This window comes from Wukongibacter baidiensis, from assembly GCF_050888315.1.
Taxonomy (GTDB): domain Bacteria; phylum Bacillota; class Clostridia; order Peptostreptococcales; family Caminicellaceae; genus Wukongibacter; species Wukongibacter baidiensis.
In genome coordinates this window covers 4,144,488-4,162,564 of record NZ_CP138202.1, presented here as the reverse complement: position 1 = coordinate 4,162,564, position 18,077 = coordinate 4,144,488, and the positions used below count along the sequence as shown (strand labels likewise).

Genomic DNA, 18,077 nt, shown 5'->3' with positions numbered 1-18,077 from the left:
TTTCTTTTCCCTTGTTTCTTACTTTCACTTCCACTACAGTTGTTAAGTAACTGATAATTAACAGGTGAGTTGCTGATGATATAAAATCAGGTTTATCATTAGCAAAGCTTAAATCTTTACGTATCACAGTAAAATCAGTTTATTCAGAGCTACCGTTATCGTTTTTACTGTTAGTCTTTTCCAGTAACATCTTCATATCAATACTTATTTACATGTTATCATGGTAATAGCAAAGTAACTAAAAATCTGTTATTTTTTACCTAGTAACAATTAAATTCACACCAATACCTTTGCTAGTCTTTTCAATGTTCTCAAGAGATTGCATGTGTGTAATCTACCAAGATGTTACCATCATGAGTAACATACCACCTGTTCTTCTACTAAAAGTAAACACACACAAACTAACCCCCTTCCCCTTTAGGCATGAAATCTCTTTAATTCTTAAACTACCATCAATTTATTTCTTCTATAAAATTTTAACCTATTACCTTATGTTCCGAATCCATTCTATCTATTCCATTATTTTATATATTCATTTTTTTAAAACCCAATGGTTAAATAAGGATTTTATTCCAATAAAATAGAAAAAAGTGACAAAATATCGTCACTCAATCACACTTTTTATAGCTCATTATTCCATTTTGCAGCACATGATACTATTTATGTAAAAAAACAACGCATATTAATTATAATAATAAAGTATATTGCAAACAATAAAGAATATTAGTTAGATAATTAATGAACAAACTCAAAAACATTATATTTTACTTTGTTAAAATAATATTTTATTTACAAAGTTACTCAGAGGCCCAACCCCTACAATCATTGTTATCACTCAGTTTTATCCGTGTTAAATTCTGTAAGTTTTCTGGTAAAATATGTGCTATTAACACAACAACAGTTACAGTAACACTAGAAACAGATGTTGATGTTACTGAAGCAGGTAAAACTGAGAATTACATAGTTACAATCGGTGAAGAAGCTGTATCTGTAACTTCAGTTACTTATACAGCTAATACCAATACAGCGGTTCTTTCAGTTGACTTAGACGGAAAAGCAGGTATTGTAAGCGTTAACGGTGTAGCAGCATCTGTAAGCGTAGATTACGAAAAGCCAACAATGACTGCTGTACAAGCACTTAACAATAAAACTTTATTAGTGACATTTAGCGAATCAGTAGATGATGTACAATCATTAACAGCTGGTAACTATACTCTTTATAACAAAGTTACTGGACAATCTGATGTTCTTAATGCTGCAGCTGGAGCTAACAACGTTGAAGCAGTAGCTGCATTTGCTAACACAGAAAAGACTCAAGTTAAAATCACTATCTTATCTGTTGGTGCAAGTGTTAACGGGTACCCTGCGGGAGGGCTATCTAATATAGATTATATCTTATACGCATCAAATGTGCAAGATAGAGCGACAACACCAAACACGATCGTAGCTGCTTCTCCAGCAGAATTTGCAGGAACTTTAACTCCTGATACAGCTGGTGCAAACTTATTATCATCTACTTTCAATACAGCTACTGGTGATGTAACTCTTCAATTTGACAAAGCTGTTACAGTTGCTTCTCCAGCAGATGATAAGATATACTTTGAAGCTGGATCTACAAAGGTTTACTTAAAGAATGCAACTGACTATACTGGAATTGCTGGTTCAGCTGGAGATACTAAAGTATCATTTACTGTAGATACAACTGCTGGAACTGGAACTTTAGCTCAAATAAATGCTTTAACAGGAGATTTAACAGTAGTAGCTGAAAAGGGAGCATTTACAGATGGAACAAATGAATCTGAAGCTGTTACTTCAACTCCTACACTAACTCAGCCTCCTGTATTATTAGGGGTAACCTATGATGAAAACACAAACACTGCTGTATACAAGTTTAGCAAAGCTATAGATGTATCAGAAATAACAACTTTCGCAAGCAAGTTTGCATTAGGTGGAGTTGACATCGATGCTAACTCAGCTGCAACATTCAATACAACGGCAGACTCTACTGATTTATCATTTACACTTAGCTTCGCAGATGCTCAAGCTGTTGAGACTGCATTAAGAGCCGGAACTCTTACTGCTGCTGTAGATGCTTCATCAGTTCAAGACGCAGATGGTAATGGAAATGCTGCTGTAAGTTCATCAGTAGTATTAACTGCAGGAACTGACTACGTTAAAGATGAAACTGCTCCAACTTTCACTAGCGCAACTTACAAAGCTGACACTGATACTTTAGAGCTTGTATTTAGTGAAGCTTTAAGAGCTACTGTTGGAGATTACACATTAGCTAATATAGAAATATATGAAGATACTGACGGAGTTGAAGGATTAGTTATCGCTGACGATACTAAGCTTGGTGACTTTAGTGACTTCAGTGCTGCTGCGAACACAAATAATCACGGTGCAATTCAAAATACATTCAACAAGGCAGATGGAACTGATGCAACAGCAACTGACGAAATGACTACTATTTACTTAACAGACGAAGATGGTGGTGCTGAAGAGCTTCACGACGTAATAGAAGGCGCTACTGGCGACGTATACCTTGTTATCAAGGCAGACGCTGTAAAAGACCCATCAGGAAACAAAATTGCTGCTGATACTACTGTAAAAGTAACTAACATAGATGTTTCAAATTCAACTGCTGTAACAGCTGATACTACAATTGCTGTAGCTAACGCTGGTGTATTCGATGTTGAGTTCAAGAATGCTAGCGGTGCAGTAGCTATGGATCCTACTACAGCAGGAGATGCTTCAAAATACGATGTATACTTAACTGCTAACCCATTAAACAAAATTGCTGTTAAGTCAGTTAAATTAAATGCTGATAACACTGTTGCAACATTATTCTTAGAAACTCCAATGACAGAATCAGCTTCAGCTTTATACAGTGTTAAGACTTCTGGAATCTTAACTGCTACTTCAGAAGCTGGAGACGTTACAACAGCTGAAACTGTTGACCAAGGTAACGATGGAGATACTACTTCTTTATCAGCTACTCAAAACTTAGTATTAACTGATAAAGATACTTCTGGAACTGTAAGTGCGGGAGACGAAATCGCAATTACATTCAACGAAGCTGTAGTATTACCAGCAGACCTTAACATTACTGATTTAACTGTAGACAACGCTCACGCATTAGGTAACTCTACATTTGCTTTAGGTGAAGATCAAGCTACACTTACAATCACAGTTGGTTCATCTGCTACAATAGCAGTTGGAGATACTATAACATTCCCTGTAACAGTAAAAGATTACGAAGGTAACGCTTTAGTAGCTGGAGCAGCTCAAACAACTAACGCAATGACAGTGTCAGGTAATGTTGCTCCTAAGATTTCTAAAGCAGTATTTGCAGATGCTAATGGTGATGGAGCTGTAAGCACTGGTGATACTCTTGCTGTTAAATTTGATCAAAATATCAAATTAGCTGATGGAAAAACTGCTACTGACTTAATAGATGATATAGTTGAAACTGGTACTACATTTAGTGCTGCTGTTATATCTGGAGATACTGTAACTTTAACTGTTGATACTGCAGCATTCGCTGTTGGTGACAACGTTGATGTTAATGGTACACCTGCAAACGTAGATGTAGTTAACTCTTGGGGAACTAAGGCTGCTACAACTGCTGTAGCTGTAACTTCTGATGATACTACTGCTCCAAAGGTTACTGCTTTCGAATATGACTCAGCAAACAATAAGTTAATCGTATCATTTGATGAAGCTGTTAACTTAGCTGGAACAGATGCTGATGATATAGCTAAGATGATCGATAGTAAATTAACCTTAGATAGTGGTACTCTTGGAACAGTTTCTGCTGCTGCATTAGTCGCTGGCGACAACACAAAGGTAGAAATCACTTTAACAGGTGAATCAATTGACCAATTTACTACTATCACAGTTTCTGTTGGAGCATTTGACGTAGATGCTACGACTGGTACTGATGGTACAAATGAAGTAGTACAAGATGCTTCATTAAATAAGGCAGTAAGAAATCAAGGTACTGCTTACTCTATAACAATCAAGTAATTAATTAACTTTTGATTCGAATAGATAATTGTATTATAAAAATCACTGAGGGCGAAAAATCTTCAGTGATTTTTTTATATAAGAAGTTTTCTATTTCTATAGCTTTGAAATATGTCTATTCCTTGTCTCATTAAATATGTTTGTGGCCTTAATACCATCAATCACTCCCTGTCTATAGAGTATTTGAAAACATTGCATTTCTCTAAAATTCCTCTTTTCTTCATACTGAAATAGTAGGTCTTTATCCTCCTCAGACAATGAGTGTAGTATCTTTTTAAAATATGTAGCACATTCTTCTCCTAGTTTTAGAATTTTAATGTTATTGTTTACTATCTGCTCTTCTACTTCAATTGCTCTATCTACTATGAAGTCTTCAAAGTATGCTTCAATTTCTTTTTTCATGAAGGTATCCCCCTTTATTTGCTTTACTTTATAGTCTTTAAATCTACTTATGATTCATAAATATCAAACATAGATTTCACGTACAATGAATTAAAGATATTATATATTCATAAATTATGAATGTCAATATTTTATTTCACTTTTCATGAAATCAAAAGAATTATAAATGATTTAGTGATAAAATAATTTCATAAATGATGAAAAAAGGAGCTATTATGAACAAATCAATATTAGGGGATAGATTAAAAAAGCTTAGAAAAGATAAAAAAATAACTCAAAAGGAATTAGCAAAAATATTAAATATTCAAAATACAACTTTATCTCAATATGAAAATGGGGTAAACGAACCAAACGATGAAATGAAAGTTAAAATAGCTGACTATTTTGGTGTTACAATAGACTACTTATTAGGAAGATCGAATGTAAAGCAGATAAATGCTGACATTGATAAAGAAGCAAACGAATTAGCCGATGAAATTATTGAGATCTACATACAGAAGGGCAAAATAAAAAGAGGTGAAAAGATCACCCCGGAGCAAAGAGAAAAAATCTTGAAAGAGATTGAACTATTTGTTGATATGTCTAATAAGCTTGAAGATATTTAATTTTCTAATACAATATCTTAGAGCTTATTTTTATTTATATTCCTTTTCACGCTTTGGTCTTAATTGATGTCTATAAGTCTTCTCATATTTGAATATAAAAAAACTATAGATATAGATTCTATAGTCTTATGATTTCAAGCTTCATATTTCCATTTTAAGCGATTTTTTAGTCCTTTAGGTACAAAGATATGTCTTTCATGATAAAACTCTTTAGAAAGTTCTTATAGAGCCGTTTAAAAAGGACATATTATATTCTTATGCTTTTTCAATAACACGTCTGCCTAGTCCCGTTATTCTTGCAAGTTGCCTTATAGATATATCTTTTTCCTTAAGCTTTCTTATTATGGCATCCCGTTCAGTTTTGCTCATTTGCTGTAGCATTTGAGGGTTATCTAGATGTACAGTTTCTTTTATTATTTTCTTTGCTTCTTCATCGGACATAGGTCTTTTTCTGAAATTAACGTCTAAGCATTTATCTTCATTAACTTCATTCATAAACTCTCGAAAAATATCTTTAGCTTTGTTAAGATTAGTGTTTAGTATGTTATATATAAATCCTATATTTATTAGAGTACTTTTCCCTTCAACATAGTCTCCATAGCTGCTCCATTTGTATTTATCTATCGACTCTACCATTCCTGCTTTTAGAGGGTTTTGGTGGATATATCTTAAAACCACCATCAGATATTTGTCATCTTCAACCTTTTCGCTTTTATATCTATCCTGGAATAGATGGCCATATCTTTCATACTTTATGTTGTACCAATAAACATAGCTTACACCGATTCTTTTCATAGTGTTTGAAATTGGCTCCTTGCCTTCTTTAATGAGTAAATGAATATGATTACTCATTAAGCAGTACCCATAGACCTCGTATTCGCTTACTTTCTTATATTTTTCTAAGGTTTCTATAAATTTCATTCTATCTTCATCATCATTAAATATATCCTGCTTGTTTATTCCCCTCAACATGATATGATATATGCCTGTACTGCTCTTTTCCCTTGCTTTCCGTACCATTCTCAGCACCTCGCTTTTTTCTCAATATATCATATCTCTTTTTAGGTGTCAACAGAACCGTCCCCTTGTCACATTGAAATAAAAACCCTTACACAATTAAGCATAAGGGTTTTATTCTCTACTCTTTCATTCTAGTTAGAATTTATTGAGTAAAATATTCCACTTTTATTAGTTAGTTGTTAATGTTGGAGAAACTCCAAATCCAACTGCTGGCTTAGAAGTATTTCCAACTGCATCAGTTACATGACCTGAACCTGCAGGAGTCAAATTAACTGAAGTTATATTAGTCAAGTCAGTAGTATATAATGTATCTGTACCAGGTGTAACCGTTACAGTATAAGTAACTACATTTCCACTCACACTTGTTGCCATAGCAATATCTGGAGTACCGTTTAATAATGCTGTAGTTCCTGTATAGAATATTAAATCTGTCGCATCTGCTGAAACCGGATTAACATTTTCACTAAAAGTAACCTTAACCATATCTCCAGTTTCAAATTTAGCTCCAGTCTTTCCAACTGCTTTTTTAATTTCAATTCCAGTTACCTCTGGTCTAGTCACATCATCAGCTGTTATAGCAACTGGTGTTTGAGTACTATCACCTTGATTACCCCATAAATCTTTAACAGTTGCTGTAGCTCCAAATGTAACTGTTGCTGATGCAGCGTCTAGAGTTGTTCCAGTTGCAGCACCGTCAAGCTGCACTCCAGTTCCTAAAGTTACTCTTATAGTTCTAGCATCTAAGTATTCTGCTGAAGCTCCAGTTCCAAATTCATCACTTGCATCAGCAAAACCTAATCCACCAGCACCTAATATATCTGAAGCATTTATTGAGCGGTCTAAGTCTTCACTAAATGTTAATGTTACTGTATCACCTGTATCTACCTTACCGTCATTTACTGTATCTTCGTACTTAGCTTCAGTAATTTCTGGCTTAGTTTCATCCGCCTTCTTTATTTGTAAAGCTGCAGATTGCTGAGAATTAACACCAGTTAAACTCTTAATGTGTGGAGTTGCTTCTTGAGTTATAGTATCGTCAAATTCAATATCTTCACCTGTACCTAAAGTTATTACTACTTTATTTTCAGCAGCACCTGCAACAAAAGTTGCTCCTGTACCAAACACACGCGCTGAAGATAATGTAAAGTCATCCTTATCAAGACTATCTACTACTATTGCTTCATCAAAAGTAAGTGTTAAAGTATCACCCGCATCTACATCGTAGTTGCCATTAACATCTTTAAAAGCAACTGCTGTAGCTTGAGGTGCAGTAGTATCTGTACTATTAGAAACCACCCAAGTCGCAGTATTATTACTTGTATCTACTGCAACATTACCAAACTTAGAAAGAACATTAGTAGCTTTAACTGTATAAGTAACACCTACTTGACCTTCTTCATTAGTTTCTACTACAACAGTCTTTTCATCTGATAATAATGATGCTGACTTTATAGTAAGATCAGCTGAGCCAGCTGCTGTTATAGCATAGTTAGCTAATTCTTCTGCACTAGCTTCTGTTACCTCTTTGTTAAAAGCAATTTTTATTTTGCTCTTAGATAGTTGAGTAGCTGTAGCTGTTAAAGTTGGAGCTGTCTGGTCTATATAAGAAAGCGCTACTGCATTCTCAGAAGAAACTACTACTGACTTATTGCCACTACCATCTACAAGAGCATCTTTGCTCATATATACTTTGGAATCAGAAGTAAGGTATTGATCTTCTGCGTCTGCAACTGCTAAAGTATCATTTACACCATTAGCTGTTCCTTCAAATACTAGAACATTTCCATAACCAGCTGCAGGAGAAGTTAAGTCTGCTGCATCTAGAGTTATATCTCCAGTTACTGCTGCTCCAGCAGAATCCACAAGGTTAGTAATTTTTATTGTTCCTAGTGATGCAGTATCTACTGGCTCACTGAAGTTAAGAATAAGTTTATTTCCTGTTCTGTTGTAGCTTCCTGATGTAAGTGTTGGAGCTACAGCATCAGCAGTAAATGTAATTCCTACTGTACTAGTTTGAACTTGCTTACTATCTGTTGTCACAAAAGTAGTATTTTGAGTTAGTGTAAGAGTTCTTGATGTAACACCAGAAGCTTCAAATGCAACTGTATTAGCATCTTCAGCTAATTTAACACTTACAGTTGTTCCATCATCAGTTGTTTGAACTATATCAGCTGTATCAAACGCTATATTTGGTCCTGCTGAAGAAGAGAAAGCTAACTGACCAATTGTAAGTGTTGATACATCAACAGGCTTAGTAAATTCTACTGTCATTACGTTAGATTGTGCATCGTAAGCAGCTGCTTTAAGCTGAGCTGTACTCGCTAAAGAAACTGTTGCAGCAGCCATATTATTCTTAGCTATATCTTGAATAGCTCCTTCAGCTACTACTAAGCTAAGATCTTCTCCAAGAGCTGCTATAGCTGTTTTATTTGCTGAAGATGGAGTTATTACCATTGAGCTTGTAGATGGGAATGTTGCTACATCATTAACACCAAGTACAACACTTGTAGTTCCATCTGTTACTGTAAATTTCGTTTTATCAAGAGATGATTGACTTACATCCTCTGAGAAATTAACAGTTACTTTTTGAGTTATGTTATCGTATTCTGCATCCTTTATTGTCGGAGCTATAGTATCGGCAGCCGCACTACCATCGAACTTGATGTATTGTAGCGGGTTTTTAACAGTTGCATCAGCAACTGAAGTTACTGCATCTTTGTTTATTTTTAGAGTATATTCACCTAGACCCATAGCTGTGTCTGATTTTATTTCATACTTTTTATCCGTTATCTTGGTTACTATATAGTTAGCTGCAAACGGTGTTCCAGCCGGATCAGTTATAGAAAAATCTGCATTGTCAAAACCTGTAACATCTACAGTAAAGTTAATTTCTAAATCAGTAGCATTAATAGCACTTACACTGCTAACAGTTAAGTCACCTGTTTCGTCAACAATCGGAGTTCCACCAGGATTCTCAGCGTTAACTAATAAATCTAATCCATCAACAACAACTTGCTCCTCAGCGTCAGTTAAAACTCTGTTGTTGTCCTTAGCGTCCACCATTGATCCGCCAATAAGTGAGTACAACTTAAGATTTTCGAATCCATGCTCGTCTAATCCTGCTTGTAAGAATGCATTGAATGCATCTGTGTCAGCGAAAGCGTACTGTAAATCATATGCATCGTCTCCAACAACTAAGTAGTCAGTTGGTAGTTCAGCCGCAGCGAAAGCTGTAAATCCGCTACCTGCAAATAAACTAGCAGCTAAACCTAATGAAGCGATTTTTTTATAGTTCTTCATAGTTGTGTAGCCCTCCTTATATTTTAGTACTTTAATATTTTTTTATACATCTTGCGATGCCCTTAATACAATTATCGGTTATTTTATTCAGTTATTCAATGGTAATTACTTGTAAATATTCTATTTCTTGCTCGTTGTCATTTACTTTAGCAACAACAACATCTTCGTTACTGTATTCTTTATCTTGTAGTTTAAAGGTTCCAATTACTTCGTTGTTAGCATTAACAATTGAAACAGTTAATGAGTCAGCTGATAAAGATATGGAATTATTTCCACCAATTGGTGTTACATCATCTTCTTTATCACCTAAGTAAAAACCATTTGCATCGTCTAAATCAGTTACACTATGTACAGTAACATTAAAGATTTTACTTGTTCCAAACGCTAAAGTATTTGCAGTAACAGTGGCTTTAGCAGCTTGAAATTCAGGAGGTAGTTCTACTTCTGTTCCAGAAGGATTTTCCTCATCTATAAGTGTGTCTACACCTGCCATAAGTTGAGCAACTTCATTTTCATCAAGTGGTTCTTCTGATCCAGGTGGTAAATATGAACCGCCAATAACAGCACATAATCCTGAAATCTCTCCACCACCTACTAGATAATCATTTAAGATATCATTAAACTCAGTAGGGTTTGAAAAGGCATATGTCAAACCAACAACATTGTTACCAATAACGAAAAAGTCGTTTGGTAAATTAGAGGCAGCATTAGAAACTATACCCATAGACATGAACATAATAACAAGCGTAATAACTAGACTTGTTACTCTCATTTTTCCTTTTGTCACTTATTGTAGCCCCCTTTTATTATATTGTATAACTGTAGAATAGCTAGTCACTACTCTACAGTTATACATGTTAGTTGCTTATACTAGTCTATTTTCTTCAATTACTCTAAAGTAAGATCTACTTCAGTATCTCCATCAGCGATATCAGCAGTAGCTAATAAGTCTCCATCTGCATCAAATACATACATAGTAACTGAGTCACCAACTACAGATGCACTATCAACGTCACCGATGTCAACTTTCTCAGCATCCTCAGCACCTACTGTGAACTGAGCAGCGTCGTCTAAACCGTCAACACTGTTTAAAGTTACGTTGAATACAGTACTTGTTCCGAATGGAAGAGTTTCAACAGTAACGTCAGCAGTAGCTACAGCTTCTTCTGTTACAGTTACTTCTACTTCTACAGTCTCAGTTTCGTAACCAGTCTTCTTAGCAGTTACAGTGATTGTAGCAGTACCTTCAGCAACAGCTGTGATTTCACCGTCTTCATCTACAGTAGCAACATCTTCATCGTCAGATTCGAATGTTACATCTGCACTTGATGGATCAACAGTTACTTCGATATCAGCAGTATCGCCTACTTTTAAAGTAACATCTTCATCTTCTACTTCTAAATCCATGTCTTCTTTGTCAGCGTCATACTTATCTTCGTCTTCTAAGTCTGCTTCTTCAACATACTTGATAACTAGGATTTCTCCATCCTTCATAATGAACTCAAGAGCGTCTCCTTCTTCTAACTTGTTAAGGTTCTTAGACTCGTCATCGTAGTAGATAACTGCATCGTCATCAACTTTGTACTCTTCTACGTTGCTTTCGCTACCAACATAAAGTTCTATGTCGTCGCCATCTTTGTCTTTGAACCAGATATTTACTTCACCTTCATCAAGACTTCCGTAATGCTCGTTATCATCGTAATCTTCATCGATTTCTTTAAGCTTTAATTCTCCACCTCTTAATACAAATACGATTAGAGATTCGTGTCCAGCATCTTTAATTGCATCTTGATCATCATCATCTGTTACTTTGTATTCTTGTTCACCTTCACCAAATACGTCAACTGTTACAGTGTACGCATCGTCATCAGTTTCGTAGCTTACAAGGTAACCAACATATGAATCATCATCAGCTACTTCATCATAGTTGTCTACGAAAGCTAATAATTCGATTTCATCGTCTTCATCTTCGTCAGTTACGATAAGAGCTTTAACTGCGTTGTTTGAATCTGCACTTGGGATATCAAGATCTTTAAAGTCATCCCACTTAAGAACATCTAAATCGTCATCATCATTATCTCCATTATCTTTGTACTCACTGTAGTCGATATATAGAGAATCAGCTTGATCGAAGTAGTTGTCAGAATCTTCATCTTCTACGTTATCTTTGTTGATTTCGTCTAATGTAACGATTTGTGCATTGTCACCTTCTGCTTCTTCAGAACTTGCATCGTAAACCTTAGCTATTACATCAACTGTTCCATCATCTTCTAAATCGTATTCGATGATGTCACCCTTAGCAAGATCTTCGAATTCAATACCATCTTCATAATCGTCTACATCGTAAACAATAGTGTCACCAGTTTCAGTCCATAATTTTAACTCATCGTCTAAACCTTGGTCTGTCTTAATAACAACAGCGTAGTTACCAGTTGTAGCATCAACGTCAGTTGAGAATAATGCTACTCTACCTTTAGTATCTAAAACTAATTTAACGTCTTCATTGTATACATCTTCAAAGATATCATCTAAATCTTCTGCTTTTCCAATTCCTTTTAGAGAATCCATTTCATCTAGTGAATAAGCAAATCTACTTGCTAGATAGTAACTGTCTTCGCCTAGGTAAACTTTACCTCTACTTTGACCTTTACCAGATTCACCTCTTTTAACTTTTGTTAATTCACCAGCTACAGTTGCAGCTCTCTTAACCATTACATAAGCTTTGTCATCGTCTTCGCCATCTTCGTAGAAGTAGATAACATCGTCTTTTTCAATGTCTGCTAATTCGATTGAAGCTCCGTCTGTTGTGTAAACATGGAACTCATCATAATCATCAAGATCTAATTCTTCACCAGTGTTAACATCTGTAGTATAAGTGTCAACGTACTCGATCATCTTGTCATCTTCATTTACTTCTTCAACGATACCGTTTTGAGTTTCAAATACAGCAACGTCAACGAAAGTAACTTTACCTTTTTCAAGTACTACATTACCAAATGCATAAGACTCGTCACCATTTTGTGGGTCATACTCTTGTAATAATTCTGTTAAGTTGAACATTAATTCTTCATCTTTATCAAACTCAATGTCGTCAGTTCTGTCTTCGTTGTTGATGTAAAGTTGTACGTTTTCATCAAACTTGTAGTATTTTCCTTCACCACGAAGTAAGATTTTACCATCGTCATCTTTACCTTGATCAGAAGTTGCGTCTCCTTCATAACCATCTTCGTAAGCTATACCTCTGTAGTAGCTTGATTCTGGTGTTTCAACTTCTGTGAACATTAATTCATCACCATCAAAGTATCCAGTGATTTCTAATCCTATTAATGCTTCTGCATTAACAGAACCTGTGAATTCAACTTCTATTTCATCTTTTTCATCGTAGTTAACGCCATCGATTCCTACTTTGTCTTCTAAAGCTAATAATCTTAACTCATCAGCTTCTAACTTGTCGTCTAATCTCTTAGTAGCGATAACTCTAATATCTTCTACCTTGTCAATGTCAAGCTTATCTTCTAATAAAGATATGTTTGACTCTTCATACTTGATTGAATCTCCGTCATAAGTGTCAACTTTGATTACATCTGCATCTAAAGTGTTGTTTACCATTACAGCAACTGAACCTCTATCAGCAGTTCCTGATGGAGCAAAGTTAACGTCGTCAGTAATGTCTAACTCAGCAGCCTTAGCTACGTAGTTTCCTGGCCATGATCCTGGAAGGAACTCATCTTTGTATCCTAAAGCTCTTACAAGCATAGTGATAGCTTCACCATAGCTTACTTCTTTAGTTGGCTTGAAAGTTCCATCTGGGTAACCTTTTAATACTCCTTGACCTATCGCTGTGTTAACGTATCCTGAAGACCATCTGTCAGCTTCTACGTCAGCGAATTGAGTAGATCCTTTAGCAGCTTCAGCAGCTGTTCCTAATCCTAAAGCCTCTACAACTAATTTAGCGAATTGCTCTCTTGTTACTTTCTTTTCTGGATGATATTTACCATCGTCCATACCATTTACAATACCAAATGCGGCTAATCTTTGTACAGCTTCTTTTACTGCTTCGTTTTCGATATCTGCAGTAAGATCACTAGCTGCGAAAGCCATGCTCATTGATCCTAGTACTAATGAAAGTACTAAAACTAAAGATAGTATCTTTCTCATGTTTCATTTTCCTCCTTTAAAATTTTCAATTTGTCTTAAGGGGTTAATAAAATTTGTCGTTCCACCCTCCCCTTAGCAGGATGAAGGACATAATTCCTATAGAAGTGAGGAAAATCTCTTTTTGAGTCTTTTCTTCACATTCTAAGCTAGATTATAACACCCATCAAATAGGCAGTCAATGTAACAAGCCTTAATGTAATAAAACTGTAACACTAAGCCCCTTACCTAATGATGTTTGGTGTGGTGTCCAAAACTACATAACTAATTATACTCTAAAAGCTCTTTAATTACCATTACAGTATTATTACATTTAATTACATAGGGGTTACATCTCTCCTTTTTGAGTATGTCCACACACGTTATATATATTCTATTAAACATAAAAAATTCCTGCAAAATCTTTAAAAATGATAGTGTTTTTTGAGTAATAATAGAAATGACAATAGATATTTCGAAATGTCATGTGATTAAAATAGGACTAAATCCCTATGCATGCTAGGAATTTAGTCCATTAGACTCTCTTTATATATATTTTTTTGTTTTTTCTTACTTAATTAGATGTTTTTAAGTACTGCCTTTACGAAATCTTTAAATAACGGATGAGGTCTCGTTGGTCTTGATTTGAATTCTGGGTGGAATTGTCCAGCCACAAACCAAGGGTGATCCTTAACCTCTACTATCTCTACTAGTCTTTCGTCCGGAGATATCCCACTTATTATAAGTCCCTTTTCATTTAATATATCTCTAAAGTAGTTATTGAATTCATATCTATGTCTATGTCTTTCATATATAAGATCTTCCCCATATGCACCATGAGCTTTTGTTCCTTCGTATACTTTACATGGATATACTCCAAGTCTCATGGTACCACCCATATCTTCTATATCCTTTTGATCCGGCATTAGATCAATAACTGGATTTGATGTCTCAGGGTTTAGTTCAGAGCTATGGGCATCAGCTAGGCCCGCTACATTTCTTGCAAATTCAACTACCGCCAGCTGCATTCCAAGACAAATCCCTAGGAATGGTATCTTGTTTTCTCTTGCATATTTTGTAGCCGTTATTTTACCTTCTACCCCTCTATCACCGAATCCACCGGGCACAAGTACTCCATCGACATCCTTTAATAGCTCGTCTACATTTTCTTCATTTAAATGCTCTGAATGCACCCAGTCGATTTCTACTTGGGCTTCACTTGCTATTCCTGCGTGCTTTAATGCTTCTGCAACGGAAAGATATGCGTCCTTTAATTCTACGTACTTTCCTACAAGGGCTATCTTAACCTTAGACTTAGGGTTCATCTCTATGTCAACTATCTTCTTCCACTCTGTTAAGTCAGGCTCACCGCAGCCTAGGTTTAATCTATCGCATACTATTTGTGGTAGCCCCTCTTCTTCTAATAACAATGGAACCTCATATAGGGAATTTGCATCTAGATTTTGAACTACGTTATTAGGGTCAAGGTTACAGAATAGACCTATTTTATCCTTGATCTCATCGGATATAGATTTTTCTGTTCTACATACTATCACATCGGGTTGGATACCTATTTCTCTAAGTTGTTTAACACTGTGTTGAGTAGGCTTTGTTTTTAATTCTCCTGCCTTTCCAAGGTACGGGATTAATGTTAGGTGTATATACATTATGTTTTCCTTACCTACCTCGTACTTTATCTGTCTTATGGCCTCTAAAAATGGTAAACTCTCTATATCTCCTACTGTACCACCGATTTCTGTAATAACTACGTCGGGGTTACTTTCTCGGCTTACTCTGAATACCCTACCCTTTATTTCGTTTGTTATGTGGGGGATTACCTGTACTGTTGCTCCTAGGTAGTCTCCTTTTCTTTCCTTATTAAGTACTGACCAGTATATTTTTCCCGTTGTAACGTTGCTGTATTTGTTAAGGTTAATATCTATGAATCTTTCATAGTGGCCAAGGTCTAGATCTGTCTCTGCTCCATCCTCTGTAACGAATACTTCTCCATGTTGATATGGACTCATGGTTCCTGGGTCTACATTAATGTAGGGGTCAAATTTTTGGATTGTAACTTTAAGTCCCCTCGCCTTTAATAGTTGTCCTAATGATGCTGCTGTGATTCCTTTGCCAAGTGATGAAACTACGCCGCCGGTGATGAAGATGTACTTAGTCGACATTTTTAACATTCCTCCTGTAAGATTTTGGGTTTTAAGTGGGATATTTTATCTTTTTTCAAAAAAAAGTGAGAGGTCACCCCCACGGGTGACCTACCTGTCCTCGTTTTCTCTATGGATAATAGCCTTATAATTAATAATGTTTCAGTAAAATGTTGTTGTAATCTCTATTTCACTGAAACAATTCGGCTATTACCTTTATTGGCAGGGCACCCTATGTGGGTGCTCTTATAGTTTGTTTTGTTGTTTTTCATTTTAATAACTAAGATATTATATAATGTAGGAAAAATGAAGTCAAGGGTATATTTGAATTTTGAGGAGAAAGTGTTGCGTGGTAAATTGTGGAGGATTAGCTGTTAGCTACTAACTGCTTATTGCTAGGGTTTTGAATATGCTTTTTGGGTCTTTGAGAGTGCAGTTTTTTGCTTAATAGCCAGTGAAAAGATGACACGGGGACAGGCCCCCAGACACACTGGGATACGCGTGTCAGATGGGCCAGTCCCCGAGTCACCTTTTCGTCCTCGTAGTTATGTATTGGCTCTAGGGAATATGAGATGCTTTAATGCTTTAGTTGTATATAAACAACTAAAGAACGGTCATAGACCGTTCTTTATAGTTCTTTTTATCATTCTCTTGTGTTTTGAAACTTAATGGGTTCGACCCTAATCCTAGTAGCTAGAAGCTAGTGGCTAGCAGCTACTCTCCTTGAACTACCTCTATAGCTTTCTGAAGTTGTAGGTCTTCTGTTCCGTTGCTATATATTTCTATGGCTCTTTCCATTAGTTTGTCCTTTGTAGTGAAGTCTAGTGTTCCATACGGGTATAGTCCTTCGGATTCTTGGAATTGCTTTAATGCTTCGAAGGTCTTTTCGTCCATTATTCCAGTAACTTCAACTTCGTAGCCTATATATTCAAGTCTTTGTTGAGCTCCGTATACGTTTAATCCTTTGTCGTCCTTCGTTGGTTTTACGTCTTCTATCATAGGAACGAAGTCCTTTATATCATCTTTATTTTCTGCTGTAGTGTTTTCTATTACTATATCAGGGGTTAAGCCTACGCCATCTATCTTTCTCTCGTCTGGAGTAAGATACTCGGCTATCGTAAGTTTAAGTCCTCCACCATTTGACATAGCTAAAACGTTTTGTACTGTACCCTTACCGTAGGTTTGAGTTCCGATTATCGTACCGGATTCTGTGTCCTGAACGGCTCCTGCAAATATCTCTGATGCGCTGGCGCTACCACCGTCTACCAATACGGCTAGTGGCTTATCTATTTTTTCACGCTTTGATTTATAGGTAGTCTTCTTATCTCCTTTATGTTCTATATGAACGATTGGCGATTTATCAGGTACAAAGTAATCTGCTACTTTAACAACCTCAGAAAGTGAACCTCCTGGGTTATTCCTAAGATCAACTATAAAACCCTTTACATCCTTTTCTAAAAGCTCATCTACTGCTATCTTAATGTTCTCGCTCGTATTGTTATTAAATGTAAGTATTCTTATATATCCGATATCACCTTCAATAACTTCATGTTCAACTGGGTTTACTTTAATGATATCTCTAACTATATCGAAGTATTGTATTTCTGTACTGTTTCCCCTCATTATACCAAGTCTTACCTTAGTATCTTTTTCTCCCCTCATAAGGTGTATTGCACTCTCAAGGTTATAGTCTGAAATGTCAATATCATCAACATATTTTATTACGTCTCCCGCCTTTAGTCCTGCTCTATCTCCAGGCGTTCCTTCTATTGGCGCTATTATTGTTATCCTATCGTTTCTAATCCCTACAGATATACCTATACCTGCAAAGGTTCCTGATGAGTCTACATTAAAGCTTTCAAAGTCCTCAGGGTTAAAGTAGTTACTGTGCTTATCTAGGACTTCAAATACTCCGTTATATGCGCCCTCCATTAACTCTTCTTCTGTAATGTCGTATTTGTATTTCACCTGTATATACCTTACTAGTGAACCTAGATAATCTAGTCTATCCTCTAGATTTTCAAAGGTTTTCGTTGCTTCTTCTGCATATATAAGCCCTGTTGCTAGTATAGTTACTACTAGTACCATTGCAATGGATAATCTGCTTATTCTGCTTCTTTTCATGGTCTTTCCTCCCCTAAGTTAAAGTTTAATGATTAATGTTAAGTATATATAATACGATAAAGATCTCACATTCTGGAGATTTGACATCCAGCGTTTCTGAGGATGGCAAATCTCCAGAATGTAATAGATTTTTCGTAACTTATATATTTTAGCACACTATTATTTTACAGTTCTGTCTTATAAGTTGCAAGCTTGATGGTGATGTAAATATTGGGGGTTGTCTTCGAGAGGCGAAAATATGACTAGGGGACAGACCCCCAGACACACTGGGATACGCGTGTCAGATGGGTCAGTCCCCTAGTCA

9 protein-coding genes are annotated in these 18,077 nt (G+C 35.9%); 2 read left to right on the top strand and 7 right to left on the bottom strand.

Going from position 1 to position 18,077, the window contains the following annotated elements; all coding sequences use genetic code 11:
* The first annotated feature begins 738 nt into the window (after positions 1–738).
* Positions 739–4,029 (top strand): beta strand repeat-containing protein, encoded by a 3,291-nt coding sequence (locus R9X47_RS18740; RefSeq protein WP_432662552.1) that lies wholly within the window; start codon positions 739–741, stop codon positions 4,027–4,029.
* 96 nt (positions 4,030–4,125) lie between these two features.
* Here the strand turns inward: R9X47_RS18740 and R9X47_RS18735 are convergent, their stop codons facing one another.
* On the bottom strand, positions 4,126–4,431 hold the full coding sequence (locus R9X47_RS18735) for a hypothetical protein (protein WP_432662551.1): 306 nt from the start codon (positions 4,429–4,431) through the stop codon (positions 4,126–4,128).
* 215 nt (positions 4,432–4,646) lie between these two features.
* Between R9X47_RS18735 and R9X47_RS18730 the strand changes: the two genes are divergently transcribed.
* Positions 4,647–5,036 (top strand): helix-turn-helix domain-containing protein, encoded by a 390-nt coding sequence (locus tag R9X47_RS18730; protein ID WP_432662550.1) that lies wholly within the window; start codon positions 4,647–4,649, stop codon positions 5,034–5,036.
* Between the two features lie 255 nt (positions 5,037–5,291).
* Here R9X47_RS18730 and R9X47_RS18725 read toward each other — a convergent pair whose 3' ends face one another.
* From R9X47_RS18725 to R9X47_RS18700, 6 genes are all read right to left on the bottom strand, one after another.
* Positions 5,292–6,056, bottom strand: a complete 765-nt coding sequence (locus tag R9X47_RS18725; protein ID WP_432662549.1) for a transposase — start codon at positions 6,054–6,056, stop codon at positions 5,292–5,294.
* A gap of 168 nt (positions 6,057–6,224) precedes the next feature.
* Positions 6,225–9,356 carry a beta strand repeat-containing protein gene (locus tag R9X47_RS18720; RefSeq protein ID WP_432662548.1) on the bottom strand — a complete coding sequence of 1,044 codons (3,132 nt, stop codon included), beginning with the start codon at positions 9,354–9,356 and terminating at the stop codon, positions 6,225–6,227.
* A gap of 91 nt (positions 9,357–9,447) precedes the next feature.
* The gene (locus tag R9X47_RS18715; RefSeq protein WP_432662547.1) at positions 9,448–10,143 is read right to left on the bottom strand and encodes a hypothetical protein; all 696 of its coding nucleotides are present in this window, start codon (positions 10,141–10,143) and stop codon (positions 9,448–9,450) included.
* Between the two features lie 101 nt (positions 10,144–10,244).
* Positions 10,245–13,514, bottom strand: a complete 3,270-nt coding sequence (locus R9X47_RS18710) for an S-layer homology domain-containing protein (RefSeq protein ID WP_432662546.1) — start codon at positions 13,512–13,514, stop codon at positions 10,245–10,247.
* A gap of 554 nt (positions 13,515–14,068) precedes the next feature.
* Positions 14,069–15,670: a CTP synthase gene (locus R9X47_RS18705; protein WP_432662545.1), complete on the bottom strand. Its 1,602-nt coding sequence runs from the start codon at positions 15,668–15,670 to the stop codon at positions 14,069–14,071.
* 693 nt (positions 15,671–16,363) lie between these two features.
* Complete coding sequence (locus tag R9X47_RS18700) at positions 16,364–17,773, bottom strand: S41 family peptidase (RefSeq protein ID WP_432662544.1); 1,410 nt, start codon at positions 17,771–17,773, stop codon at positions 16,364–16,366.
* Positions 17,774–18,077 lie beyond the last annotated feature (304 nt).